This window comes from Gammaproteobacteria bacterium (assembly GCA_019748175.1).
Lineage (GTDB): Bacteria > Pseudomonadota > Gammaproteobacteria > JAIEPX01 > JAIEPX01 > JAIEPX01.
Map to the genome: position 1 here is coordinate 21,481 of JAIEPX010000002.1, position 23,782 is coordinate 45,262.

At 36.6% G+C, this 23,782-nt stretch carries 11 protein-coding genes; 7 read left to right on the forward strand and 4 right to left on the reverse strand.

Annotated elements, in window-relative coordinates:
* Positions 1-2: 2 nt before the first annotated feature.
* The 4 genes from K2X50_00375 to K2X50_00390 all read right to left on the reverse strand — a co-directional run bounded on the left by K2X50_00375 (position 3) and on the right by K2X50_00390 (position 16,207).
* A complete protein-coding gene (locus K2X50_00375; protein MBX9585688.1) occupies positions 3-3,776 on the reverse strand; it encodes a hypothetical protein in 3,774 nt (1,257 codons plus the stop codon).
* A 70-nt stretch (positions 3,777-3,846) separates the two neighbouring features.
* Positions 3,847-8,595 (reverse strand): hypothetical protein, encoded by a 4,749-nt coding sequence (locus K2X50_00380; protein ID MBX9585689.1) that lies wholly within the window; start codon positions 8,593-8,595, stop codon positions 3,847-3,849.
* A 24-nt stretch (positions 8,596-8,619) separates the two neighbouring features.
* Complete coding sequence (locus tag K2X50_00385) at positions 8,620-12,393, reverse strand: hypothetical protein (GenBank protein ID MBX9585690.1); 3,774 nt, start codon at positions 12,391-12,393, stop codon at positions 8,620-8,622.
* Positions 12,394-12,409: 16 nt separating this feature from the next.
* Positions 12,410-16,207: a hypothetical protein gene (locus K2X50_00390; protein ID MBX9585691.1), complete on the reverse strand. Its 3,798-nt coding sequence runs from the start codon at positions 16,205-16,207 to the stop codon at positions 12,410-12,412.
* 137 nt (positions 16,208-16,344) lie between these two features.
* On the opposite strand from K2X50_00390, the gene hemW reads away from it, so the two are divergent.
* Genes hemW through aroE form a run of 7 tightly spaced genes read left to right on the forward strand, consistent with a single transcriptional unit; the run spans position 16,345 to position 23,679 of the window.
* Complete coding sequence (gene hemW / locus K2X50_00395; GenBank protein MBX9585692.1) at positions 16,345-17,490, forward strand: radical SAM family heme chaperone HemW; 1,146 nt, start codon at positions 16,345-16,347, stop codon at positions 17,488-17,490.
* 24 nt (positions 17,491-17,514) lie between these two features.
* A complete protein-coding gene (locus tag K2X50_00400; GenBank protein MBX9585693.1) occupies positions 17,515-18,219 on the forward strand; it encodes an alpha/beta fold hydrolase in 705 nt (234 codons plus the stop codon).
* 44 nt (positions 18,220-18,263) lie between these two features.
* On the forward strand, positions 18,264-19,544 hold the full coding sequence (gene aroA / locus K2X50_00405; protein MBX9585694.1) for a 3-phosphoshikimate 1-carboxyvinyltransferase: 1,281 nt from the start codon (positions 18,264-18,266) through the stop codon (positions 19,542-19,544).
* Positions 19,541-20,074, forward strand: a complete 534-nt coding sequence (locus tag K2X50_00410; GenBank protein ID MBX9585695.1) for a shikimate kinase — start codon at positions 19,541-19,543, stop codon at positions 20,072-20,074. The genes aroA and K2X50_00410 overlap by 4 nt, the downstream gene beginning before the upstream one ends.
* Positions 20,064-21,149 carry a chorismate synthase gene (aroC, locus tag K2X50_00415; protein MBX9585696.1) on the forward strand — a complete coding sequence of 362 codons (1,086 nt, stop codon included), beginning with the start codon at positions 20,064-20,066 and terminating at the stop codon, positions 21,147-21,149. The genes K2X50_00410 and aroC overlap by 11 nt, the downstream gene beginning before the upstream one ends.
* A gap of 1 nt (position 21,150) precedes the next feature.
* Positions 21,151-22,239: a 3-dehydroquinate synthase gene (gene aroB / locus K2X50_00420; protein MBX9585697.1), complete on the forward strand. Its 1,089-nt coding sequence runs from the start codon at positions 21,151-21,153 to the stop codon at positions 22,237-22,239.
* A gap of 3 nt (positions 22,240-22,242) precedes the next feature.
* The gene (aroE, locus tag K2X50_00425; protein MBX9585698.1) at positions 22,243-23,679 is read left to right on the forward strand and encodes a shikimate dehydrogenase; all 1,437 of its coding nucleotides are present in this window, start codon (positions 22,243-22,245) and stop codon (positions 23,677-23,679) included.
* Positions 23,680-23,782: the final 103 nt, after the last annotated feature.

The following is a 23,782-nucleotide window of genomic DNA, read 5'->3' on the forward strand; positions in this document are numbered from 1 at the left end:
TCTCAGTTTGCAGAAATTCTTTGATAATTGAATCTTTCTTCTATTTCTACACGAGTGTAGTCTATCTCATCAGTGGTTAATTGATAAGGTTCAACGTTGTTTTGTCTAATTAAGATGTCGATATTTTGTAAATAGTGATAAGTTTCATAATTAAAAAGACCTCTTTTTGATCGATTAAAGAAGGGGATGCGCGGTGCAGGAGGGAGGGCTTGCTGTAAGATCTCCATTACTTCTTGATAGGTATCATTGATGAGGACTTCATCAGGTATTTTGTCAGTGCTGCCAAAATAGTCATTGAGAGTTTTAAGAAGTTTTGGATGATGATCGCAGTTTTCTAGTGTGATTTTAGATTTATCATTATAAATAAGAGTCTCATCAGTCCCTTTCTTTACTCGCTCACAGCACAGAAGACTCTGGAGATTCGGCCAAAAAGAGCCCATGTAGGCTTTATAGCGATTGTTAAAAAGAACGACAAGTGTTATCAGTGTAAAATGTCTTATTATGTGAGGTTCTAATAAAGGTAACCATAATTTTCGATTGTCCGTTGACTTTCCCTCGTAATAATCGTCATAAACGGTGCTAATTTGCCATAAATTAAAGTAATCCCACGCAGAAAATTTATTCTTATATTTTTCTTTTTGTAACTCTTGAAGGATAAGGATTATTTTATAATAAGAATGCGGCGATGATTTCAAAGATAAATGTTTGTGTGTTAGGGTGAAATTGTAATGACTCATTAGATAAAGAAAATAACGTGATTCTGAATAAGATATCGCTACTGTAAATAGCTTTTCTCTTTGTGATTCTGATAGTGACATATCTTGCAATATTATACCTGTTAGTATAGTGTTTTTTGAGCATATAGCATGTTCGAATACATCTTCGAGCATTTGGTCGTCTAACTTGAGATTTGAATCGTGCTGTCTGATAGTAAGAATGAGTGTATAAATTAAAGCCGAATTTTTACCGTAAAGTCGATATTTCATCGAAAACTTTTGAATTTTATCAAGTATGTGGGGATGCCATAGATCAAGTCTTGTCGAAGTAAAGATCATCGACTGTATTATTTCAATATTATTGGGAGATATTTTCTTCAGTGATGATGTTATAATAATTTCTTCGGTTTTTATTATACTGATTCCCAGTTTATTCAGCAATATTATTTGTACTGTTCTTAGAAAAGAAATATCTTTATATTTGAAGCTTAATTCGACTAGACTTTCAAAAAATGCATTAACATAAGTTGGGTCAGAATGATAAAGTAGGAAGCCGAAGTGTGTCAGCGTCGCTTCAGTATCATCTAAAAATAGATGCATTGTGGTAATAGTATTTCTGTGGTTGGCTGGTAGTAATTGGTATTGATGTCCGTAGTGATTTAGTCTGTACTCAGCAATAGCTGACTGGTTTGCGAATAACGCTTCAAAAATTAAATAGCAGATGCTTAGCTTGGTGTTGTTTGGGTCAATGAGACTGCGTGTTGAGTCAGCAGCACTGAGAGCAGTGAGTGCCTGAGAGTTTTTTCGTATTCGAGCTAAATCTACTGCGAGCCAAAACCGGGTTTCCGTATACCCGTCAAGATGTTCGCGCTCAAGCTCCCATAATTGTGGTATAAGAGCGTTATAGTCATGCTGAATACCAAAAAATAAAGCTGACGTTAAAAAGTATTTTTGACCATATAAAAATCGCCATCCAGGGTCCATGTGTTTGCTTAATATTAAATTGGCGAGTTTATGTTGTTTGTTTCGAAGAGCTTCTATTAAGACTATGCTCAATTCAAAAATTTCGATATTTTGATAATGAGTAATGAGTAGTTCAATGATACCCCATCGTTTTTTAGTTAAGGCATTTTGAAATACCTCTTTGGCATGTTTAGCACTGATACTTTTTCTTCTTAGTAAAAAAACAATATCGGAGTCATCGCTTGAGTCGTGTCTTTGGTTGCAGGCTGTAGAGAATAGACTATGTATGGTCTCTTGGCTAATTTGTGGAAATTCTTTAAGGCAGAGTCTTACAGTTACCCAATAGTGATGTTGAGCGGCCTTTTTGAGTGTTTCATCGAGTCCTAAATACTCAAAATGCCTGGGGTTGCCTTTTCTAATAATGTAGATAGTTAACCTGTACGTTAATATTTTTCCATTTGATTCTTCTTTTATCTCGAGGTCATCAATTCTTGATTCAGTTGCATCAATGACTTTAGTGGCAAGCTCAAATGCTTCTGCGACGATCAGATGTGAAATGATGGAGTCATTCTTTTTAAAATAGCGTTCGGAGATAAGTGAGTTGAATACGAGATCAGTCAGTGGTTGAGTGTCTGTAGATGGGCAAATAAGATGTTGTCTTCCTGGTCGCAGTAACCGTAATAGCATTCGTATGTGATTTGTTCTTATTATTTCCATGGCTAATGGTGTGTCAAAACGAATTGGCTCTAATAGTACTTCGGCTGTTATACTTTTTAATCCTAAAAGAAATTCAAAATTCATCGCTGCTACTTTTTCATTTTTAGCATCTTTACTGTTGCTTATTTCATCAGATTGAGATAAATCATTTTTTCTCATTTCACGGGTATAAATAAATATGTTATGTAGAGGGTTTTCGGCAACTAAATTCGTTACTCTTTTTGTATAAACCCATGTGGTATTTTTTAAGTAGAAAATTATGGGTATTCTAAATTTTTGATTAAGTGTCCAGCCATTTCTTTTTGCATACTCGGCGTAATGTTCCAAGGTTTCTTCTGCAAAGTCAAAGGCGAGCAGTCGTGCTTCTAGATTATCTGCGCAGATACATATCATGCTTCTGAAAGGATCAAAACGTATCCTGGCTAGTACCTCATTAGTCTTATCTCTAAAATACAGCTGTTTGATTTTAGCCTTTTTAAATTGTTCTAATTCTTCGGGTGAATATAATCGTCCGTAATGTGGATTTCTCATTTCAGTAGATAGATTTGTAGCTGCTTTTTCCGTGTCAGAATCAAAGGGCCTACATACTGTTCCACCATCTGTAAGTAATAAACGATTGGGTTTTACATCCTTTCTATAGGACAATATTCCGTAGAGTTTAGGATTACGATCTCTATCAAAACCAAAAGCGGGCGTTAGTGCTTTAGAGTCTAGGAGAGTACAAGATTGAATTTGACTAAAGCTTTTTTTATCTGTGACTATCGATGTCGCCTTTTCTATTCTTGATTCAACAGCCCCGTTGCCCGCAACGGTAAATTTCAAACGGTTTAAAGACCGTAAATTTTGTAACCTTCGAGTATCATTGGGGCCTGGAATTATACCTTTTATAAATCGATCGCTGTAATCGAATTCATCAGCTCTCAGAGTCTTTAAATAATAATCTGATAAAGTATCGGCTGAAAGTAGTCCTGTTTTTAGCTTTGCTGCGCGTCGGCAGAAAAAAAGCTGCTCTTCAGTTAAAATAATCTCTATATTGTCGATTTTAGGATATTCTGAATTAATTACTGGAAATGTATGTTGAGTAAAAGCAAGAAATGCTTGGGCTGATTGGGTATTCTTAAAGGTTAGTTTAGTCAGGTCTGAATCAAGAGATTCTTCAGATTTTTCCAAATCTTGAAAGTGGGCAAATATGATTGCATGCAGATTATCAAAACGTTCGTCATCCTTAGGAATTTTAGAGGCTAAATAGGATTCGAAGTGATCCCACGATACTTCAGTCCCAATCCTGGTTATTGTGATCTGAATGAGGCTATTGAGGGTGTCTTGGTCCATGCTGCCCTTTATAGTCTCATCAAGATGTAGTGTGTAGTCTTTAGCCATCTCTACTCGCTGTTTTTACTGTGTATTTGTACGATATATTATCGTAATAATCTATAAATTAATTAAAAAATCAGAGGGTTTTATGCGCTCCTGAGACATCGGTATCTGGCTCTACACTTTTATCGTGTAGCTGAGTGTTGTCAGGCTCAGGTTGTATGATCAATTGATGAATATCTTTTACTTGTTGGTATAATTTTGATATTTCTTTAAGTTTCGTTGAGCTAAAAAAATTGAATGAGGAACTACGTTCAAATTGTTGTGATTCATATAATTCTATTACAGCCTCCACTGATCTTGATGTCGAATCAGGATTGATCACATTGCTCAAATAGCGTGCCTTATTCTGATTAATTTGCTCAAGAACAAAGAGAACGATTTCTAAAAGACCGATCATTAGATCTAGTTCATTATTTTTTCTGCTCTCACGCAAAGCACTAAAGACCTCTTTTGATGTCAATGTATCTAACCAGCGGTCTAAGTGATTTGAATTTTTAATAAACGCCATTAGAGCCTGTCTTTTTTCTAGCGGTGTTGCTAGTATTAGAGTACCGGCAATGTTTCTTTCGGCACAGCACGAACACACTTTTATTGTAGAAAATGATTTTTCACGCATAATTATGCATGGTGTAGCATTGCCATAGTATAGAAATACATTTTCAATACACTTAAAGGGTTCATTTTCAGATGAATAAGGTAGATAGGGTAAAGCTCTTTCATAGGCACTTAATAATATTGTTAATCCTTCAGTGATGTTGGTGCAACCAGGCGCAATAAATCCAAATTGATGACCATAATGAAATAATCGCCATTCCGCCAATGCTCTTTCACCTATAAAATACGCTTCAAAGACTAATAGACAAACACTTTTAAGAGGGTCTGTTAGATCTAATAGTGGATTTTGAGCAACTTTGGGTTCTAAGTAGTCTATAGCAGATTTATGTTTTAACAATTTAGCGAGATCCAGAGCGAGTCTTAGTCGTCTTTTAGAGTTGTCATGATAACTGATAATTTCGTGTTGGTAAGAAACTTCCATTAGATCTTTTAACTGGTATTTCACGACATAAAATATTGTCGATAGTAATTGATACTCATGGCCTATTTCTCGCCATTTGTCTGATTTAACGACAGGAAATAACTTGCGAGCTAATCCGATTTCTCTGTCACGCATTGCAAGTAGAAGAGCGCAACCGAATTGTGAATAATTTTCAGGATTTTGGATAGACGAGAGATAGGATGATATCGTGTCCCATTTAGGGGGTTTTTCTCTTACAGCACACCACAATTCATGGTTTATTGCCTTGCTAAATGCCCTCGGCTTCCAGTGGAGTCTAAGCTCGTCTCTTAGAGAGGGTTCAATTCCTACTGATAAGAGCGTTTTTATTGTCTCCAGATAAATTTCATCGGATTCTGAGAGGTAAAATCTTACACCACTCCAATTTTTTGTTTCGGCGGCTTTAACAACCCTTTCATTAACAAAATCATTAATATTGCGAGAGTAGAGTTTTTTAAATCGTAAAAATGTAGCTCTTTCAATTTCTACGCTTTGTTCACCTGCTAATAATAAAACTCCATGAAACATCTCCGAATCAATCTTTTCAATTTCTGAGAGATAAAGCTGAGCTAAATCCCATTTTTTAGCGAATAAGACTCTGTCTAATCTATTTTCAAGATATCTAGTGATATTCTCATCGTCGGTATCTCCGTAATCTACAAGTTCTGAATATAAATCATTTTCTTTTATATCGATAATAATAGTGAATAAAATATCGGTGGCTTTATAGGATACATATTTAGGATAAAAGAAATTTTTGATTAGTTCTCTTTTCCAGTAGCCTATATAATTTGAAGATAGAACTAACGCACGAATACTACTTATATTACTTTCCGATAGTTTTGATAGAGCTAATTTAATTATTAATTGTTCTGTTTTGCTTTCGGTAATATTGAGGTTTTTGAAAAATAACTGTTGTAAGTGTCTGACAGTTGAAATATTGTAATCTGGCAGACATAAATCGAGAAGGCTTCCAAAAAATGCATTAATATATGAGTCGTTGTGCTCAGATACAAAATCATTAAACAGTAATAAAGCGGTTTCAAATTCATCTGAGTAAGCTTCTAGGGCTGCTACAGTCGTTAAGCTTGCACTCGTTGAAAGCCTGAATTGCGCAACCTCGGGTTGATTTGCAAAAAGAGCTTCGAAAACCCTATAACAGCTACTTAGTTTAATATTGTAAGGATCAATCTGTGTAGGGTTTTTGTAGTCCACATGTAAAATATCAAGAGCTGAGTTGTTATCTCGAACTCGAGCCAAATCTACCGCGAGCCAATAACGTGCTTCAGTGTATTGATCAGGATACTTGTTTTCGTACTCAACTAGCTGTGAAAGAAGGTCATTAAACCCGTATCGAATCCCATATAATAAAGTCGAAGTTAATGCATAGGGTAAAGATAAAGCTGGTCTAGGGTGTGTATGGATGCCTATTCGTAAAATTAATAAAGCAGGTTTAGATTCCGCAATTTTAAGGGCTGCTAACAATAAGAAATAGGTTTCAAAGTTTTTAATGATAAGTTCTAAGAGCTCATGATCAGCTTTCTGCAAAGCACGTTCCAATACTTTTTGAATTGCAACGATACTAACCTTTTTCTGTTTGAGTAAAAAAATTATATCTGTATCATTTGCACTATCTTTTTTATCACAGGCAGCGATTAAGAGATGGTCAAGTGTTTCTTGTGTGATGCCAGAGTACTCCTTCAAGAAAAATCTCACGGTAGTCCAGTGGCCATAATCTGCAGCCGATTTTACCTTTTTTTCAATCCCAATAGAGCCAAAATCTTGAGTAATTTCTCTAACAATAGTTGTATCTGAATTGTCTTGACTGCACTTTAAGTTTTCATGATAGGTTAAGATGATTTCTGAGAGCTTGAAATCTGATTTATCTAAAGTGTTTTTCAACGCTAGTTTAATGGTTTTAAGGCTAACTTTTCTCTTTTTCAGTAAAAAAACGATATCTGGTGTACTTGATCCTCTTTTATTGTTGCATGCTAAAATAAAAAGATAGTCGACTGTTTCTTGGCTAATGTTTAAATATTCTTTTAAGCAGAGACGAACTATGACCCAATGACCAAGTTCTGCAGCTAGCCTTAAATTTTTTTCAAGTCCAAAATAATTAAGGTGTCTAGGATTGACGGCCCCAAAATGTTGGACAGCGGGAAATAAGACTAATTGTAAATTTGTTGAGTTAATTATTTTTGTGGCTACATCAAAAGCTTCTGCTCGTATAAGATATGAGACGAGAATGTGGTTGTTTAGCAAGCTTCTATTTTTTTTGATCAATGTGTCGAATACTGTTGTACTCAATGTACTTTGCTCATGTGGAACTTGTCCGTGTGTTTGTCTGGAGGGCCTGATTAATCGCAATAACATGCGGACATGGCCACATTGCATCATATTAATCGCTAATGGAGTGCGGTCCAGACGTGAAGTTGAATCAGTTAGCATTTTAGCCGTAATATTTTCTAAGCCTAATAAAAACTCAAAGTTATTACTGCTAATAAGCTCAGTTCTAGACACTCTACTATCGTAAATTTGCGTTGCAGTTTTTCTGTCATGGAATCGCATTAATCTTGTATAAAGATGAATGCGATGCTGTGGCTCGTTATTATGTTCATTACACTTTGGATTTTGAGTGTAAAAAATAACGCGGAGTTTAAATTTTGGGTTGAGCTTAATACCGTTACTTCTAGCATAGTCAGAGAAAGCTTCGAGGATTTCTTCTGCGAAATCATTTGCTAGAAGTCTAGCTTCTAGGTTATCTGCACAAATACAAATCATGGCTCTAAAAACATTAAATCTTAATCTGGCGAGTACTTCATTGGTATTATTTTGGTGTTTTCTAATCTTGGCATTTTCTGAAATGAAGCTAGTAAATTCTTGTGGGGCATAGAGTTTTATATTATTGTTACTTTTTAGACTTTTAGCTTTGTATTCAGCGGCTACTTTAGATGTGGCATCAAAGGGCCTAGCAATCGTTCCCCCATCGTTAATTAACAAACGATTGATTTTTAAGTCATTTCTGTGAGTGAGTATTCCATAGAGTTTTGCTTCTCGGCTTTTATCAAATCCAAAAGCTGGGGTTAAAGCATCAGCTCCTAAGTATGTGCAAGATTGATTCTGCGTAAAGTTTTTATGGTCAGGTTTTTCTAAAATGGCGTGGGCTTCTCTAGATCGAACAGATCCATCTCCCAATATAGTGAAATTATGACGTTCGATTGGGCGTAGATTTTGCAAGCGACGAGTACCCTCTGGGGTTGGGATTATTCCTTTTATAAATTTATCGCTGTAGTCATCTATATCAGCTCGCAGTGTTTTAAGAAAGTAGTCTGTTAATGTATCGGATGGTAAATCACCGCAATGAAGTTTGGCTCTTAGACGACAGAAGAAGAGTTGATCATCCGTCAAGAGTATCTCGTTATTATTGATTTTAGGGAATTCTGAATTAATGATGGGAAAAGTATGTTGGGTGAAAGCGAAGAATGCCTGTGCTGTTTGTGAGTCAGTGAATGTCAATTGGCATAAACCATTATCCAACGACTCTTTTGAGGTTTCAGATTCCTGAAAGGCTGAAAATATCAGTGCGTCTAAATTGTCGAATAATGCATCTTCGGCAGGAATTTTTGAGGCTAAATAAGCTTCAAAGTGGTCCCACGTCACTTCTGGGCCAATACTCGCAATGCTTATTTGGATGAGTTGGTTAAGCGTTTCTTCACATAAGCTACCCTTAAAGGACTCATCAAGTTGTAATGTATAATCTTTAGTCATATGTGCTCGCTATTTTAACCTAAATCAAAGATAAAGTACGATATCTGCAGGATCAGGTTCTTTTGTGGGCTTTTGAGTATTGCTGTCCTCAATTTTGATAAGTAATTCATTGGCTTCAGATAGTAACTTATGAAGCTCAGAGGTCAACTCTTTTCCTTTCCACAGTTTAAAGAAATCAAAGGAGAAAGTGAGGGTGACACTATTTAAAACCCAAAGTAAATTGTTGTATGTGGAAACTAACGTTTTCTCATTGGTTAAAGTATCAAAACCTGAAAAATGAGAAAAATAATTGTCTAGAATTGTTAGTACCCTTTTTTGTATAGCCCAATACCTTTCATCGATGGTATCGCAGAAAACTACTGTAGTTTTAATATTATCTGTAATGGTTCTAAAAGGATAGGAGATATTTAAGCGCGAAAGATCTTGGAATGACCATGGGCCAGGAAACTGTTTAAAAGTACTTTCGAGTATTATCACAATATAAAGCAGGGTATAGTGCGCGTTGAGATTAGGGCCTAACCTTTTTATCAGGGTCTCGACGCAATTATTTGGATTGGCCAATATAGTTAACCTCGTTGCTAGCCAAATTTCAAAGAAATCCCAAAAATTCTCTGGGTTTTGTGTCTCTTTATCATCCATGGCGTTGAGTAATGGTGTGATTTTCCAATATTGCCCTTCTTTGATTGCGAGTTGAACATGTCCTTTCTTTACAGAGAAAGAGTATTTCTTTATAAAATGATTAAATTCTTTATATCCAAATCCATTTGATTGAATAGGTTTTTCAATCATGGTGCTTAATAAAACATTGCCTATATTATTAATTAATATTGAATTCGATAATATCGCGTGAATTGCTTTTTGATGTTTTAACTCGAAGACTATTTTAAAAATTGAGCATATCGAGTTATAATGTGAGCTATTCAGACTGATTATATCAAGAATGTAAATAATAAGCTCTATATGGGCATCGATTCGTAGTTTTTCATTTTCGCGATCTAAGGTGGATTTGTAATATTCTTGTGGAAATATTCTCCCTAATGTTCGAGATAGATTAAAAAGCCAGGTTGATAAATTAGTCGATTCTTTGATGATATCTTTTAAGCCCTGTAGTTGATCGAGTGAAAACTCATCCAGTAATTTTAGTGAAAGTACTGATTCAGTATCATTTCCATTAGTTTCGATGGAGGTTTCTGTAATTTGTCGTAGTGATTTATATAGCTCGTGATTGTAGTAATACAAGTAGATATTTGCGATGCATAGAAATGGGTCAGTGACTAATTTGTTCTTGCAAATAGTGGGTAGTACTTTACCATATGAAACTAATAGGACCTTTAATCCCTCCAAGACATCATGGCAACCTTCAGGTAAAACATTATACTGATGGCCGTAATAGAAAAGACGCCATTCAGCTAGTTCTTTCTCACCTAAAAAATAGGCTTCAAAAACCAACCTACATACCCTGGTTGACATATTTTTTGGGTCTATCAATGTTACAGAGGTCATTTTTGTTTGCAGAAACTCAATAGCGGTGATGTTGTTTAGAGCTCTGGCTAGGTCAAAGGCCAGCCAGAGTCGTGTTGTGGACTCATCGTCTTCATGGCTCATTTCATGTTGATATGATTGCTCAAGAAGATCATTTAGACTGAATTTTACGACATAAAATAATGTCGATTGAAATTGGTATTTTTCCCTGCCGAATTCTCTCCAATTTTGAGACCTGACAATTTTGAATAATTCACGTGCCAGTTTGAATTTCTTATTACGAAGCGCTAGAATGAGCGCCCGGCCAAATTCAGGAACATTTTCAGAATATTTGTAGTATCTGATAAATAATTCAATCAAAAGCCAGTCTATTTTTTTCATTGTCGTATTAAAAATCGCTGAATTTACTATCGCATCGTTTCCAGCTCCTCGTTTTAAGAGAAGAACAATTTCGTTGTATTGACCTTGCTGTATGGCTTTTGATAGTAGCTCGTCTAGAATTGATTTATCTATTTGTTTGATTTCTTTAAGGCAGAGCCTCACTGTAATCCAATGTTTATTTGAAGCTGCTTCAAGAAGAAGATCGTTAAGACCCACAAAGATTATTTGACGTGGGTTTCCATTTTTTATTAGAAAATCTTTGAGAGAGACTTCTCGGAATTCTAATTCCATTATTTTTGTATTCGTAGCATCAATAAGTTTTTTGGCTAGTTCGAAGGCCTCTATCCTGATTAGCTCAGAGATGATTTTGTCATTTTTAACGATGAGTCCTTGTTGTAGTAATTTGTCAAAAACAATATTAGATAAATTAGGGTCAGTGGAAGACATATTTTTTAGTCGAGCTGGTCTTAATAGTCGCATAAGCATTCGCGCATAGCCTGTTTCTAACATAAAAAGTGCAAGCGGATAGCAATCAATTCTGTCAAGGAAAACTTCGGGGATTAGTTCGTCGAGTCCCAAGAGAAATTCAAAATCATGTTTTTTATAGTGTTCGTACCGTTTGGCTTTATCTTTGTATAGTCTATGGCAGTGGTCATGGTCTTGTTGACGCATCTCTTTGGAGTATAGCGATAGTTCATGTCCTTCCTTAATAGGGAGGACTTTCTTGTATAGTTGCTTTTTTGTCGGATCTGGTTTCAGGTATATTACAATAGGCAGTGTAAATTTCTGATTAACAACGTGACCTTTATCTAACATAGAAGTCGTAAAACGTTCTAAAAGCTCCTCAGCAAAGTCAAATGCTAATAATCTTGAGTTAAGGCTATTGGCGCAAATACTCACATAACTTCTGTGGGGATTAAATCTTAATCGAGCTAATACCTCGTTTGTTCTTGAATCTAGAGCTCTTGCGAGCATGTTAGCTTTTTCGAATTCATCCAGCTGATCTGCATGAAATTGGTTTCTGATACCAATAAACTTCTTAAAGTTTATTGCTTGTCTATGTGCTGATGCAAGATCATCAGTTTCAAAAGGTCTGGAAATGGTTCCGGCGTCATATTTCAAGAAGCGTTGAACTATCATATCTTCTTGGTGAGTCATAAGACCATATAGTTTTTCTCTACGACTATACCCAAATGCTGAGCTTAAGTGCATATCATCAATGAAGGTTACCGATTGAATCTGAGTGAACCCTTGTTTACGCTCGATGTGATTTGGTTTTTTCTCGAGTCTTGAAATAATCTTTCCCTCTGCGTCTATGATATAGGCGCCACGATTTTTGGGTCTTAAGTTTTGAAGAGCTCGCTGTTCCTCATCAGCATTGAATAGAGTCGTTAAAAAAGTGCTAGTGAAATCAAACGTATCAGCTCGTAATGTCTTAAGATAGAAATTTCGTGAGAAACCCGATGTTAGTCCATTTCTTCCAAGCACGAGGGTTCTCGTTATAAAAAAATGCTGATCTAAATTGACTGATATTGTCTGATCCTTAATTGAAGGGTAATCGGGGTATTTGATAGGTAAAATGTGTTGTAAAAAATAATACAACGCTAAAGTGGATTGAGGGCAATCTAATGTAATTTTGACCTCACTTGGATATTTTGTTTCGTTTTTTGCATGTTGAATTAATGCGATTAAAATATGAGGGTGTACAAAATCGTTTAAGGGATCTGCGAGGTCTAGCTTAGATAATACGTAGTCCTCAAAATGACCCCAGTCTAATGTGACAGTTTCTCCGTTCGCTAAAATTTTTTGGCCGATGAACTGAATTGTTTGATCAGCGAGTTCTCTTACATGATCCGAGTTTATGTTAACTGTAGATGAATGCACGACTTCTTGTGAGCCTAGGCAATTGTTCCAATGTTCTATAATGTCGATCATCGTTTGGTGCTCTTGTTCATCGTATGGATATTTTTTGATCAGAGAATATAACGTCAATATTTCTATGAAGCGCTTGTCTATCTGCTGAATCATGTTTTAGTGGAACGGTTTGTTGCTGAGTAAGAAAATCATCAACTCCTTTTAAGTAGCAATAGAGAGCACCAGTGAATCCAGCATAAATAGGGCTTGGGAAAAAATACGAAAGCCACGGTTTAGTAATGGCTGTTTTTAAAATCCCTAGAACTAGTTGATACGTCTGGTTTACAATATCGCATTCTGGAATTTTATCTGTGCCATCAAAATAGTTATTGAAAGTATCAAGTAGTGCTTGATGATAATCCATGTTTTTTTCTTCGTTAGACCATATGCCTTCTCCACTAATGTGTTTAACAAAAACTTTTACGGATTTATTATCTAAAATAGCTTGAATATTCGGCCAAGAATCAGTGAGATAAATCTCTCTATAGCGATTTGTGAAGTATGCCAACAGGGTTAATAAAGTAAAATGTCTGATTACATTATGATCTAGAATGAGTGCAAATAGCTTACGAGAGGACTTGAAATCAGAGTTCAATAGTTCCGTAGAAGAGCATTCAGCCCACAACGAAAAATAATCCCAGTGTGAAAATGTGTTGTTATACTTATTTTTAGTGAGTTCTTGTAGTGTGACAATCGCCTTCCAGTATGATCGATTTTGGATATTGGATAAAGTTATTTGCTCTTGATTTATAGTGAATTGATAATTTTTCATGAGGTAACTGAAGAATCTTGTAGAAGAATATTGAAATGCAATCGAAAATAATTCGTCTTTCAACAAAACAGTAAGCTTGGTGTCATTTAAAAGATAGTGGGTCAGTGTGGTATTGGTTGTGCCTACAGCGTGTTTGAATGCTGTCCTTAATATTGTGGTATCTAATAAGCAGACATTACGCATTTTTTGAATCGCAAGAATGAGGTGTAGTAATAAAGCTGAATGTTCATTATAGTCATGCTTGCTGACATGTGTGGCTGTTGCGGACTTAAACTTTTCAAGAATAGTGTCTTTCCATTCATCAGGAAAAATTGAAGTTTGAATGAGTGATAGGATTGTTTCAATATATTTTGATGATATTATTTTAAGTGATGATTCGATAATAATCCTCTCAATCTCTTCTTTATCGATGCCAAAGTTTTCATGTATTATTGTTTGTAAGGTTCTTAATAAGAAGATGTTATGATATTTTAAACTCAATTTGACTACACAATCGAAGAATGAATTTATGTAGTTAATTCTTTTAAAATGATGGCCACCGACCGAATAGGGTACAAAATAATTGATTAAATCTTTGAAATTATTAAGTGCAGGCTGAAATGATTCAGAAAAGAACGTCAATGTTTGTATAATGTTTTTAAAGTTAGCAATAGAGAGGTCACATTGTTTCATGAGGCTTTTTAATCGATATTCGGCAATTTCAGGTTGATTTGCAAAAAACGCTTCAAAAATATAATGACAGATACTGAGATTGACATCGTTAAGTAAAATGAATTCATCTGGTTTTCTACTGTTATGAAAAAGGTCTATGGCGACGTTGTTCTTCTTAATGGTAGCCATATCTATGGCAAGAGCTCGCCGTGCATCGGTATATTGGTCTTGATAACTTTCTTCATAATCGATTAATTGTTGAAGAATATCATCGAATTCATATTCGATTGCATAAAGAACAGCTGAATTAAGGTAATAATTTTTACCCTCTGTTTTACGCCAAATATTAGTAGGTTCCTTTGTTAATATTAATGCGGCAAGCTTTGGTTTTTTTTGTTGCACTGCTAAAAATAGGCCCATTCCAAAATCAATTTGATGACTTAGCTCATCGTAATACGTAATGATCAGTTCTATTAGGGTCCATTTATTTGTCATAATCGCTTTTTTAAGTTCAGCTTCAATGCAATTAATACTTACATTTTTTCTTTTCAGCAGAAATACAATATCGGGTTCATTAAAATCTGAATATTGTCCTTTACAGGCTTCGGAAAATAATAAATCTATTGTTGCGCTGCTAATATTGTCGAATTCCTTGAGGCACAGTCTTATAGCGACCCAATTTTTGGCCCTTACGGCCTTGCTTAGCATGAAATCAAGGCCCAGGTAGTGAAAATGCCGAGGATTTCCTCTGGCTAAAACATAATCAATTAGTGAGATATTATCGTATTTAAGATCCTCTACCTTTAATTTTGTGGCATTAAGTAGTTTATCTGCCAGTTTGAATGCTTCAGCTAGAATCAGTTGGGGAATGATTTCGTCATTTTTTGTGAAAGCTCTTTTGGCTAACAGTGAGTCGAACAAAATTTCAGAAAAAGTGGCTGAGCCATGTATAGATTTTGGAGTTTGCTTTCTGGTTGGACGGACTAATCGTAATAACATACGGGTGTAGCCTTTTTCCATCATTTCTGCGGCTAATGGAATATTGTTTTCTGTATTTTCTAAAAGTAATTCCAGTGTTATTGTTTCTAGTCCAAGAAGGAATTCATAATCATTGTTTCTGTATTTTTCCATTCGATTAAAATTAAAATTATTGAAAACATTTGCTAGGTACAAATCACCGCGACGCATTTTAAGAGTCTGTTTGAAAATCTTGTGTATGGCCTCATTCCCAGTAAGCTTCTTTTTAATATTTGATGCAAAGTTTGTTTCGGGATGTTTTAAATAAAAAATAATAGGTAATTTGAATCTTGGATTGATTTGACCGCCAGTATTTTTTGCATGCTCGGTGTAATATTCAAGAATTTCCTCTGAAAAATCATATGAAAGTAATCGTGCTTCAAGATCATCAGCGCAAATACAAATCATGCTTCTAAAAATATTAAATCGTATTCTTGCCAAAGTTTCATTAGTCTTTTGTTTTTTTCTTCTTGCTTTAATGTTTTCTGTTTTAAAATCCTCGTATTCATTGGGATGAAATAGGTGTGGTTTATTTCGATTTCTAAATTGTGATGCTCGTTGTTCCCCGGGTTGAGTTGCTTCTGCTTCAAAAGGGCGACATACTGTTCCCCCGTCGTTAAGTAACAATCGACTCATTATTAAATCATTACGATGAGTGAGTATGCCATAGAGTTTAGGATTTCTTTCTTTGTCAAACCCAAAAGCAGGAGTCAGTCCTTTAGCGTCTAATAGGGTGCAAGATTGAATTTGGGTAAAACCCTCTTTAAAGGCAGTCTTGGATGCGGCTCTGGATGTTCTTGAAATAACGCTTCCATCACCAGCAATTGTATAGGGTAATCTTCTGAAAGGACGTAAATTTTGAAGTTGTCGTGAGCCATTAGAGCTTGGTATTAAACCTTTAATAAAGCGGTCACTGAAATCATGTTCATCAGCCCGTAACGTTTTTAAAAAATGCTCTGATAAAAAATCCGAGGGTAAGTCGCCTGTCTTCAGTTTGGCTCCACGTCTGCAGAAAAATAATTGGTCCTCCGTTAAAAGTGTTTCTGTGTTATCAATTTTGGGATATTCTGAGTTTATGATAGGAAACACGTGTTGAGTAAAATCGAAAAATGCTTGGGCTGTTTGTGGATTATTGAATGTCAATTTAACGAAATTGTTACCATGCATCTCTTGAGATATTTCTGATTCTTGGAAGACAGAAAAAATATAAGCCTGTAAGTTATCAAATAATTCATCGTCAGCAGGAATTTTGGATGCTAAATAAGCTTCGAAGTGATCCCACGTCACTTCGGGTCCAACGCTCTCAATCGTTATCAGTATTGTTTGGATCAGTGTTTTCTCACATACGCTACCAATAAAGAGCTCATCGAGTTGTTGTGTATAGTCTTTAGTCATTTTTCATCCTGTGAGTTATCGTTGATTTATACCATAAATAGGTGTAATAATCAATCTTTTGCTACTTTTGATGAAATAGCCCGCCATCTTAGGTCATATTTTTGGCCTATAAACTATTTAAATTTAATGAGTTTTTGATGACTAATAAAGAGAATATTCCTTTAGCCCTTTATATCCATTTGCCCTGGTGTGTTCGCAAATGTCCGTACTGTGACTTTAACTCACATGAGTTGAAACAGGATTTGCCTGAGGTCGCCTATGTTGAAAGGCTCCTCAAAGATCTCAGTCAGGATGTAGCTTTAGTCCAAGGCAGGGTTTTGTCATCGATTTTCATTGGCGGGGGTACTCCGAGCTTATTTTCCCCAAGTGCCATAGAGCGTTTGTTGGGTGGGGTAGAGCAGCTCATTCCTTGGGCTTCTAACATTGAGATCACGATGGAGGCCAATCCGGGTACGGTTGAGCAAGGAAGATTTACGGGATTTCGCGGAGCAGGCGTTAATCGTTTATCGATTGGAGTTCAAAGCTTTAATGATCGTCAATTGGAGCGTTTGGGTCGAATTCATGACAGTGCGACCGCTGAACGTGCGATTGATTCAGCGCGGGCGTCTGGGTTTGATAATTTCAACATCGATTTAATGTTTGGCTTGCCAGAACAAACTCAGGAAGAGGCTTTATCTGATATTGCTCGTGCTATTGAACATCAGCCCAAGCATGTGTCGTGGTATCAATTGACAATTGAGCCTAATACTGTGTTTCATCATCGGCCTCCTACATTGCCTGTTGACGAAGCAATTTGGAGTATGCAAGAGTCTGGGCAAGCTCTGTTATCTGAAAACGGCTATATTCAGTATGAGATTTCGGCGTATAGCCAACCTGATTTTCAATGTAGGCACAATCGAAATTATTGGGAATTTGGAGATTATTTAGGCATTGGTGCAGGTGCGCACGCGAAAATTACAGATTTTAAAACGGGAGATGTCGCACGATTATGGAAAACGCGACATCCTAAAGCCTATTTAGATTCGAGTATAGATTTTATTCAGGGTCGCCAAGTGCTGAATAAAAATGATTTAATCGTTGAGTTTATGTTGAATGCGCTGCGATTATACGAGTCCACCGATTTGAAATTATTGAGTGAAAGAACAGGGATCTCAGCGAGTGACATTGGTCACTTACTGGTGAAAGCACAAGAAAAAGGTTTGTTGAAAATCACCGATAATACAATTGAAACGACTTTATTAGGAAAACACCATCTGAATGAGTTGTTACTGATATTTAGTTGATGTTATGAATGGGATATATTCATCATGGCAAATTACATTTTAATTCATGGTGCTTGGCACGGAAGTTGGTGCTGGAAAAAAGTTTCAACCATTTTATCCGAGCAAGGCCATCGAGTTTTTTCGCCCGATTTACCTGGGCATGGCGAAAATAAAAAGCCTCATTCTGAAGTGAGATTCGAAGATTATCTTGAATGTATAATGAATGTAGTTTCGAATTGTGATGAACCACCCATTTTGGTGGGGCACAGTTTCGCAGGAATTATCCTCACTCAACTCGCAGCAAATTTTCCAGGTCAATTTAAAAAGTTAATTTATGTTGCAGGGTATGTGCCTGTTTCCGGAGATTCATTATTAAGTATGTCGAATCAATTTAGTGTTACCGGTTTATCACCAGAGCTGGTCGTTGATAAAAAAAGTGGCAATATCGTTTTAAAAACAACACGTTTACCCGAATTATTATATCATTGTGCAACGCCTGAAGATCAAATTTTGGCCATGAATAATATTGCTCCAGAACCATTAATGCCCTTAGCAACACCTGTGAATTACTCCGGTTTTAATTACGCCGACATTGAGAGCCTGTATATTTATTGTGAGGGAGATAGAGCAATAACATTGCCTGATCAAAAATGGATGAGCGAAAGAGCTCAAGGAGAAACGGTGAGTATTCAGTCCGATCATTCTCCGTTTCTTGGGATGCCCAATGAATTAGCTTCATTTCTCGTGTAATGTTCATTAATATTCAGGATAATGTGTATTTTGAGGAGGCGTATATGAAAAGTTATAAGGTTTCACCTAGTATGCTTTCAGGGTGTATTACTGCGTCTCCGTCCAAATCTCAAACCATGAGAGCCGTATTATTTGCGAGCATGGCTACCGAAAAGAGCATCATTCGAAATGGTTTAGCATCACCTGATGTTGATGCCATGATCGAAGCGTGTAGAAAATTAGGTGCTGAAATTACGCGATCAGAAAATATTCTCGAAATTAGTGGGGTTTCTGGAAAGCCCAAAATTCCAGATGATGTCATTGATGCAGGAAATTCAGGACAAGTGCTTCGTTTTGTGGGGGCCATTGCAGCCTTAACAGCCGGCTATACCGTTATCACGGGTGATCACTCGGTACGATTTAACCGTCCCGTAAAACCACTGATGGAAGGATTAAGTCATTTAGGTGCTGAATGTTTTAGTACAAAATGTGATGATCATGCGCCTATTATTATTAAAGGACCTATTAGTGCCGGCTCTACGTATTTGGATGGCGCTGATTCTCAACCTGTCTCTGCGCTGTTAATGGCTGCAGTATTTATGCCGGGAATAACAGAAATAATAGTAAAAAATCCGGGTGAAAAACCGTGGGTAAATTTAACGCTGAATTGGCTTGATCGATTGGGTGTTCATTACTCGAATGAAAATTATGAACGATTAATAGTGACAGGGAATCCGACAATTTTAGGATTTGAATATACGGTTCCGGGAGATTTTAGCTCCGTGGCGTATCCTATTGTTGCAGCATTGATTACTGGATCTGAAATAACAATCAATAATATTGATATGAACGATGTGCAAGGAGATAAAAAAGTTATTGAGGCATTATGTAAGATGGGTGCAGTAATTGAAGTGTTTGAAAATACCATTATAGTGAAAGGTGAGGGAAGATTGCTTGGTTGCGACTTCGATGTGAATGATTATATCGATGCAGTAACGATATTGGCTGTGGCCGGATGTTATGCCGAAGGCACTACAACATTAACTAACGCGTTTATTGCACGAAAAAAGGAAAGCGATCGTTTATCGACTATTACTCGTGAATTGAAAAAGATGGGGGCGGATATTATAGAGACTGAAGATAGCTTAATTGTGCGAGGAAGTAAAATTAAGGGGGCACATTGCATTTCGCATAATGACCATCGAATAGCAATGTCCTGTGCGGTGGCAGCCTTAGGTGCTGAAGGTGAGTCAATCATTTCAGAGATTGATTGTGTGAGAAAAAGTTATCCGAGTTTTCTAAATGACATGAATATTCTAGGGTGCAATATCGAGGTATCTTCATGAATATCGTATTGTGCGGATATCAATGTTGCGGAAAAACTACTGTAGGTGAAGCATTTTCTAAAGCCTATGATTTTACATTCATCGATACAGATAATCTTATAAGCGAAGAAATGGCTTCAAAACAAAAGATTCAATATACGGTAAGAGAAATTCATCGGCTTCTGGGAGAAGAAAAGTTTAGGCAGCTTGAAAAAGAAGTGGTTAGATCTATTCAGTGTGATGATAATACGGTCATTGCGACGGGGGGCGGTGTTTTTTTGAATGCTGAAAATGTGAGCTATCTAAAAACGATAGCAAAGATTGTCTATTTAAAAGTAGATCCTTCAGTATTATATGAGCGCATGATGCAGCAAAAAACGCTGCCAATTTTTATTGGTGAATCGTCGGTTCAAGAAGATTTTGATCGTTATATTCAGAGTAGAAATCAACTTTATGAATCCTGCGCTGATAAAACGCTGGAAATGGCAGGGTTGTCAATTTTAGAATGTGTACAATTACTTAATCGATATAGGTGTGAAAATGGCCAGTAATTCTTTTGGAAATATTTTTAGAATAACAACCTGGGGGGAGTCTCATGGCAAAGCAGTTGGGGTAGTGATTGATGGTTGTCCTGCGGGTGTGGAGCTTAATGAGTCGGATATTAATACTGCTTTAGCGCTGCGGGCTCCGGGAAATAATGCCTATACATCGCCACGAAAAGAACCCGATATCGCTGAAATCTATTCGGGGATTTTTGAAGGAAAAACAACAGGAACGCCGATTTCAATTATCATCATGAACAAAGATGCTGATTCGAGTAAATACGAACCCATTAAACATTTATTGCGGCCTGGTCATGCCAATTATACGTACACTGAAAAATATGGTTGTTTCGATTATCGAGGTGGCGGAAGAGCGTCTGCTCGAGAAACGGCTTGTAGAGTTGCTGCTGGTGCAGTCGCTTCAAAAATATTACAGCAACATAATATTCAAGTGATTTCCTACATCAAAAGCATTGGTGATATTGAAATGTCTTTGGACACGATTAATGTTGATACTTTAAAGCATGATGCTCAAAAAAGCCCTTTGTTTTGTCCCGATATTATTTGTGAAAAAAATATGATGGAGGCTATTGAATCTGCAAAAATCGTTGGGGATTCGTTAGGTGGTGTGGTGGAATTTGTGGTGCTCAATATGCCGGTAGGTTTAGGGGATCCAATCTATGAAAAACTTGAAGCCAATTTAGCGAAAGCAATGATGTCATTACCTGCAAGCAAAGGTATTGAGCTTGGCGAAGGTTTTCAGTCAACGCGGATGAAGGGATCTGAACACAATGATGAATTTTCCTCGGGAGATTCTATTACTAGCACAAACCATGCGGGGGGAACATTAGCAGGAATTTCAACAGGTATGCCGCTTGTTGGAAGAGTAGCGTTCAAACCGACGTCGAGTATCAAGAAACCTCAAAATACGATTGATTCTGAAGGTGTTGAACAAAAATTTGTACTACCAGAAGGTTCTCGACACGATCCGTGTGTTGCGATACGTGCGGTTCCTATTGTTGAGGCGATGTGTGCATTAGTATTAATGGATGCACTGTTGATGAATAAAGGAAGCAGAATATAAGATGTCAAACACGTGTCCTATTTATATCAACAATGATTTGTTAATCAGTGAACATTTAATTGATTGCTGTTTGAAAGAGGCTAAACAGCTGGCTATTATCACAGATGACAATGTGCGCTCATTGTATGCCCTGTCATTAATTCAACAATTTAAGAATTTTAATATTCATCCTCCTCTCATATCAATTCCTGCTGGAGAATTATCAAAAACACGAGAGATGGCCACCTTTATTCAAGATCAATTATTTGAATTAGGTTTTGGTCGAGATACTTGTATTATTGCTTTAGGTGGAGGGGTTGTTACCGATTTAGCAGGTTATGTCGCGGCGACGTATTGTAGAGGAATCCCCGTAATATATTTGCCGACGACACTGATGGCGATGGTCGATGCCTCAGTCGGCGGGAAAACGGGCGTTAACACGCCATTCGGAAAAAACTTAGTTGGCGTTTTTTCGCAACCAAAAGCTATTTTTTCCGATATTAAAACCTTAGATTCATTGCCTGAATCCGAATACATCAGTGCTTTTTCAGAAGTCATTAAGCACGCGTTAATTTATGATGCGGGGTTTTTTGAATTTTTATTTGAAAATGCGGAGAAATTAAAAAAACGAGAAACTTCACTTCTGAAGACTGTGATAGAAAAAAGCTGTTCTATTAAATCAGCAATCGTTAATCAAGATGAAAAAGAATCGGGACTTCGAGCGATCTGTAATTTTGGGCATACCATTGGACATGCTTTGGAGAAAGTGTCAGATTATTCATTATCTCACGGAAATGCCATTGCGATTGGATTGCTGGTTGAATCTTATCTTTCTGTAAATTTGGGGATACTAACCATTTCCGATTTCAAAAAGAGTCGAGATATCTTGGAGCGCTTTGGTCTCCCTCTAAAATTACCGGATTTTTTAGAGGTTAGCGATATTAAAAATGCTTTGATTCTCGATAAGAAATCGCGAAATAAAACACCGATGTTTGTCGCTTTAAAACGTATTGGGGAGACAGTTTCTCACGATTCAAAATACACGATCAAAATTGAGGATGCTATTTTAGATAAAGGATTGGCTTATTTGATCGAAGAATTTGTGGAGTAAGGTATGCTCGTATCAGTTGTTTCTGAAAAAAATACTGATGATGTCATTCGTCGAGTGAGTGGAATCAGTCCAGACAGCGATAGTATTGAAGTCGGCTTTGATAAGTTTCATTCTATCGATATTGATGCTATCAAATTAATGCGAGAAAAAATTAATCGCCCAGTTATTTTTACACTTCGCTCTGCAAATCAAGGAGGCGTGTATCAGGGGGAAGAAGCAAAGAGATTGAGTGAATTAATGGAATTGGGTAGCGCGAATCCGGATTATATAGATTTTGAATATACGATAGACGATAGCTTTATTAAAGATTTTCACGCTAAATACCCCAACGTAAAAATTATTCGTTCTTATCATGATTTTGAGTGTACGCCCTTCAATTTGAAGGCGATTTTATCAGTGATGATACACCCAGATTGTACATACTATAAAATTGTCACGATGGCTACGAGTAGTGTTGATAATTTACGCATGTTGCATTTTGTCAATGAAACAGCAAAATCGCAAAAAATTATCGGACATTGTATGGGAGAGTTGGGTATTCCTTCGCGAATTTCTGCGCCTATTCTTGGAAGTAATTTTCAATATGTCAGTTTGAGTGAGTCTGAAACGCCAGCTCCAGGAATTTTATCGCTGCAGACCTCTGTTGAGATTTATCGTGCCAAAGAAAATAACGCGCATACCAAAATTTACGCTGTACTCGGTGATCCCATTGCTCAAAGCCAAGGACATTTATTTCATAATGTTTATTTCAGAAAGCACGGTATAAATGCGGTCTATGTGAAATTTAAAATAACAAAAGAAGAGCTCGCCGCATTTTTTGAGAATCTAAAAGGCCTGCCTTTTCACGGTTTTAGCGTCACTATGCCACTAAAAAAAGACGTTCTACAATTTGTAAATCATTTTGAAGGCTCATCTGACAAGATCGGCGCGATTAATACACTTCGTAGAGATGAATCAAGTTTTTCAGGTTTAAATACTGATGGAATCGGTGCGCTAGAAGCTGTTGAAAAAATAGAATCTGTCAACGGAAAAAAAGTACTAATACTCGGAGCAGGAGGTTCTGCGCGAGCCATTGCTTTCGAAGCCAAGAAGCGTGGAGCTGCTGCTATAACAGTCATCAATCGAACTTTAAGAAGTTGTGACGATCTTATTAGCGAATTAAATTGTGACTGTTATGATTTTAATTCCGCTGAAAATGCGACTGAAGCGTTTTTTGATTTCGCATTTAATACTCTTCCAGCCAATGCTGAACTTAACGAATCATTGATAGCAACCATTAAAACATTTTTGAGTGCTCAAACGGTTGTGATGGATATTAATTATCATTCGTCTCAAAGCCACCTGATAAGTGCAGCCAAGCAATGTGAATCACAGGTGATTGATGGTTATGACATGTTTGTTGAACAAGCCTTGATGCAGCAAAACTATTGGTTAGCCTGAGTATTGCATACCCAGTTTAAAGCCCGCAATTGCATTTTCAAGTAAAGTAGCTATAGTGGTATCCTTAGTTTAAGTCAGATGGCGGTGTTTTTGGATGGCGCTG

What these genes read in the sequence shown, in the direction of transcription:
- K2X50_00375 (MBX9585688.1), bottom strand. Translation starts at nt 3,776, where the DNA reads ATGGCTAAAGACTACACACTACATCTTGATGAGACTATAAAGGGCAGC.
- K2X50_00380 (MBX9585689.1), bottom strand. Translation starts at nt 8,595, where the DNA reads ATGACTAAAGATTATACATTACAACTTGATGAGTCCTTTAAGGGTAGC.
- K2X50_00385 (MBX9585690.1), bottom strand. Translation starts at nt 12,393, where the DNA reads ATGATCGACATTATAGAACATTGGAACAATTGCCTAGGCTCACAAGAA.
- K2X50_00390 (MBX9585691.1), bottom strand. Translation starts at nt 16,207, where the DNA reads ATGACTAAAGACTATACACAACAACTCGATGAGCTCTTTATTGGTAGC.
- hemW (MBX9585692.1), top strand. Translation starts at nt 16,345, where the DNA reads ATGACTAATAAAGAGAATATTCCTTTAGCCCTTTATATCCATTTGCCC.
- K2X50_00400 (MBX9585693.1), top strand. Translation starts at nt 17,515, where the DNA reads ATGGCAAATTACATTTTAATTCATGGTGCTTGGCACGGAAGTTGGTGC.
- aroA (MBX9585694.1), top strand. Translation starts at nt 18,264, where the DNA reads ATGAAAAGTTATAAGGTTTCACCTAGTATGCTTTCAGGGTGTATTACT.
- K2X50_00410 (MBX9585695.1), top strand. Translation starts at nt 19,541, where the DNA reads ATGAATATCGTATTGTGCGGATATCAATGTTGCGGAAAAACTACTGTA.
- aroC (MBX9585696.1), top strand. Translation starts at nt 20,064, where the DNA reads ATGGCCAGTAATTCTTTTGGAAATATTTTTAGAATAACAACCTGGGGG.
- aroB (MBX9585697.1), top strand. Translation starts at nt 21,151, where the DNA reads ATGTCAAACACGTGTCCTATTTATATCAACAATGATTTGTTAATCAGT.
- aroE (MBX9585698.1), top strand. Translation starts at nt 22,243, where the DNA reads ATGCTCGTATCAGTTGTTTCTGAAAAAAATACTGATGATGTCATTCGT.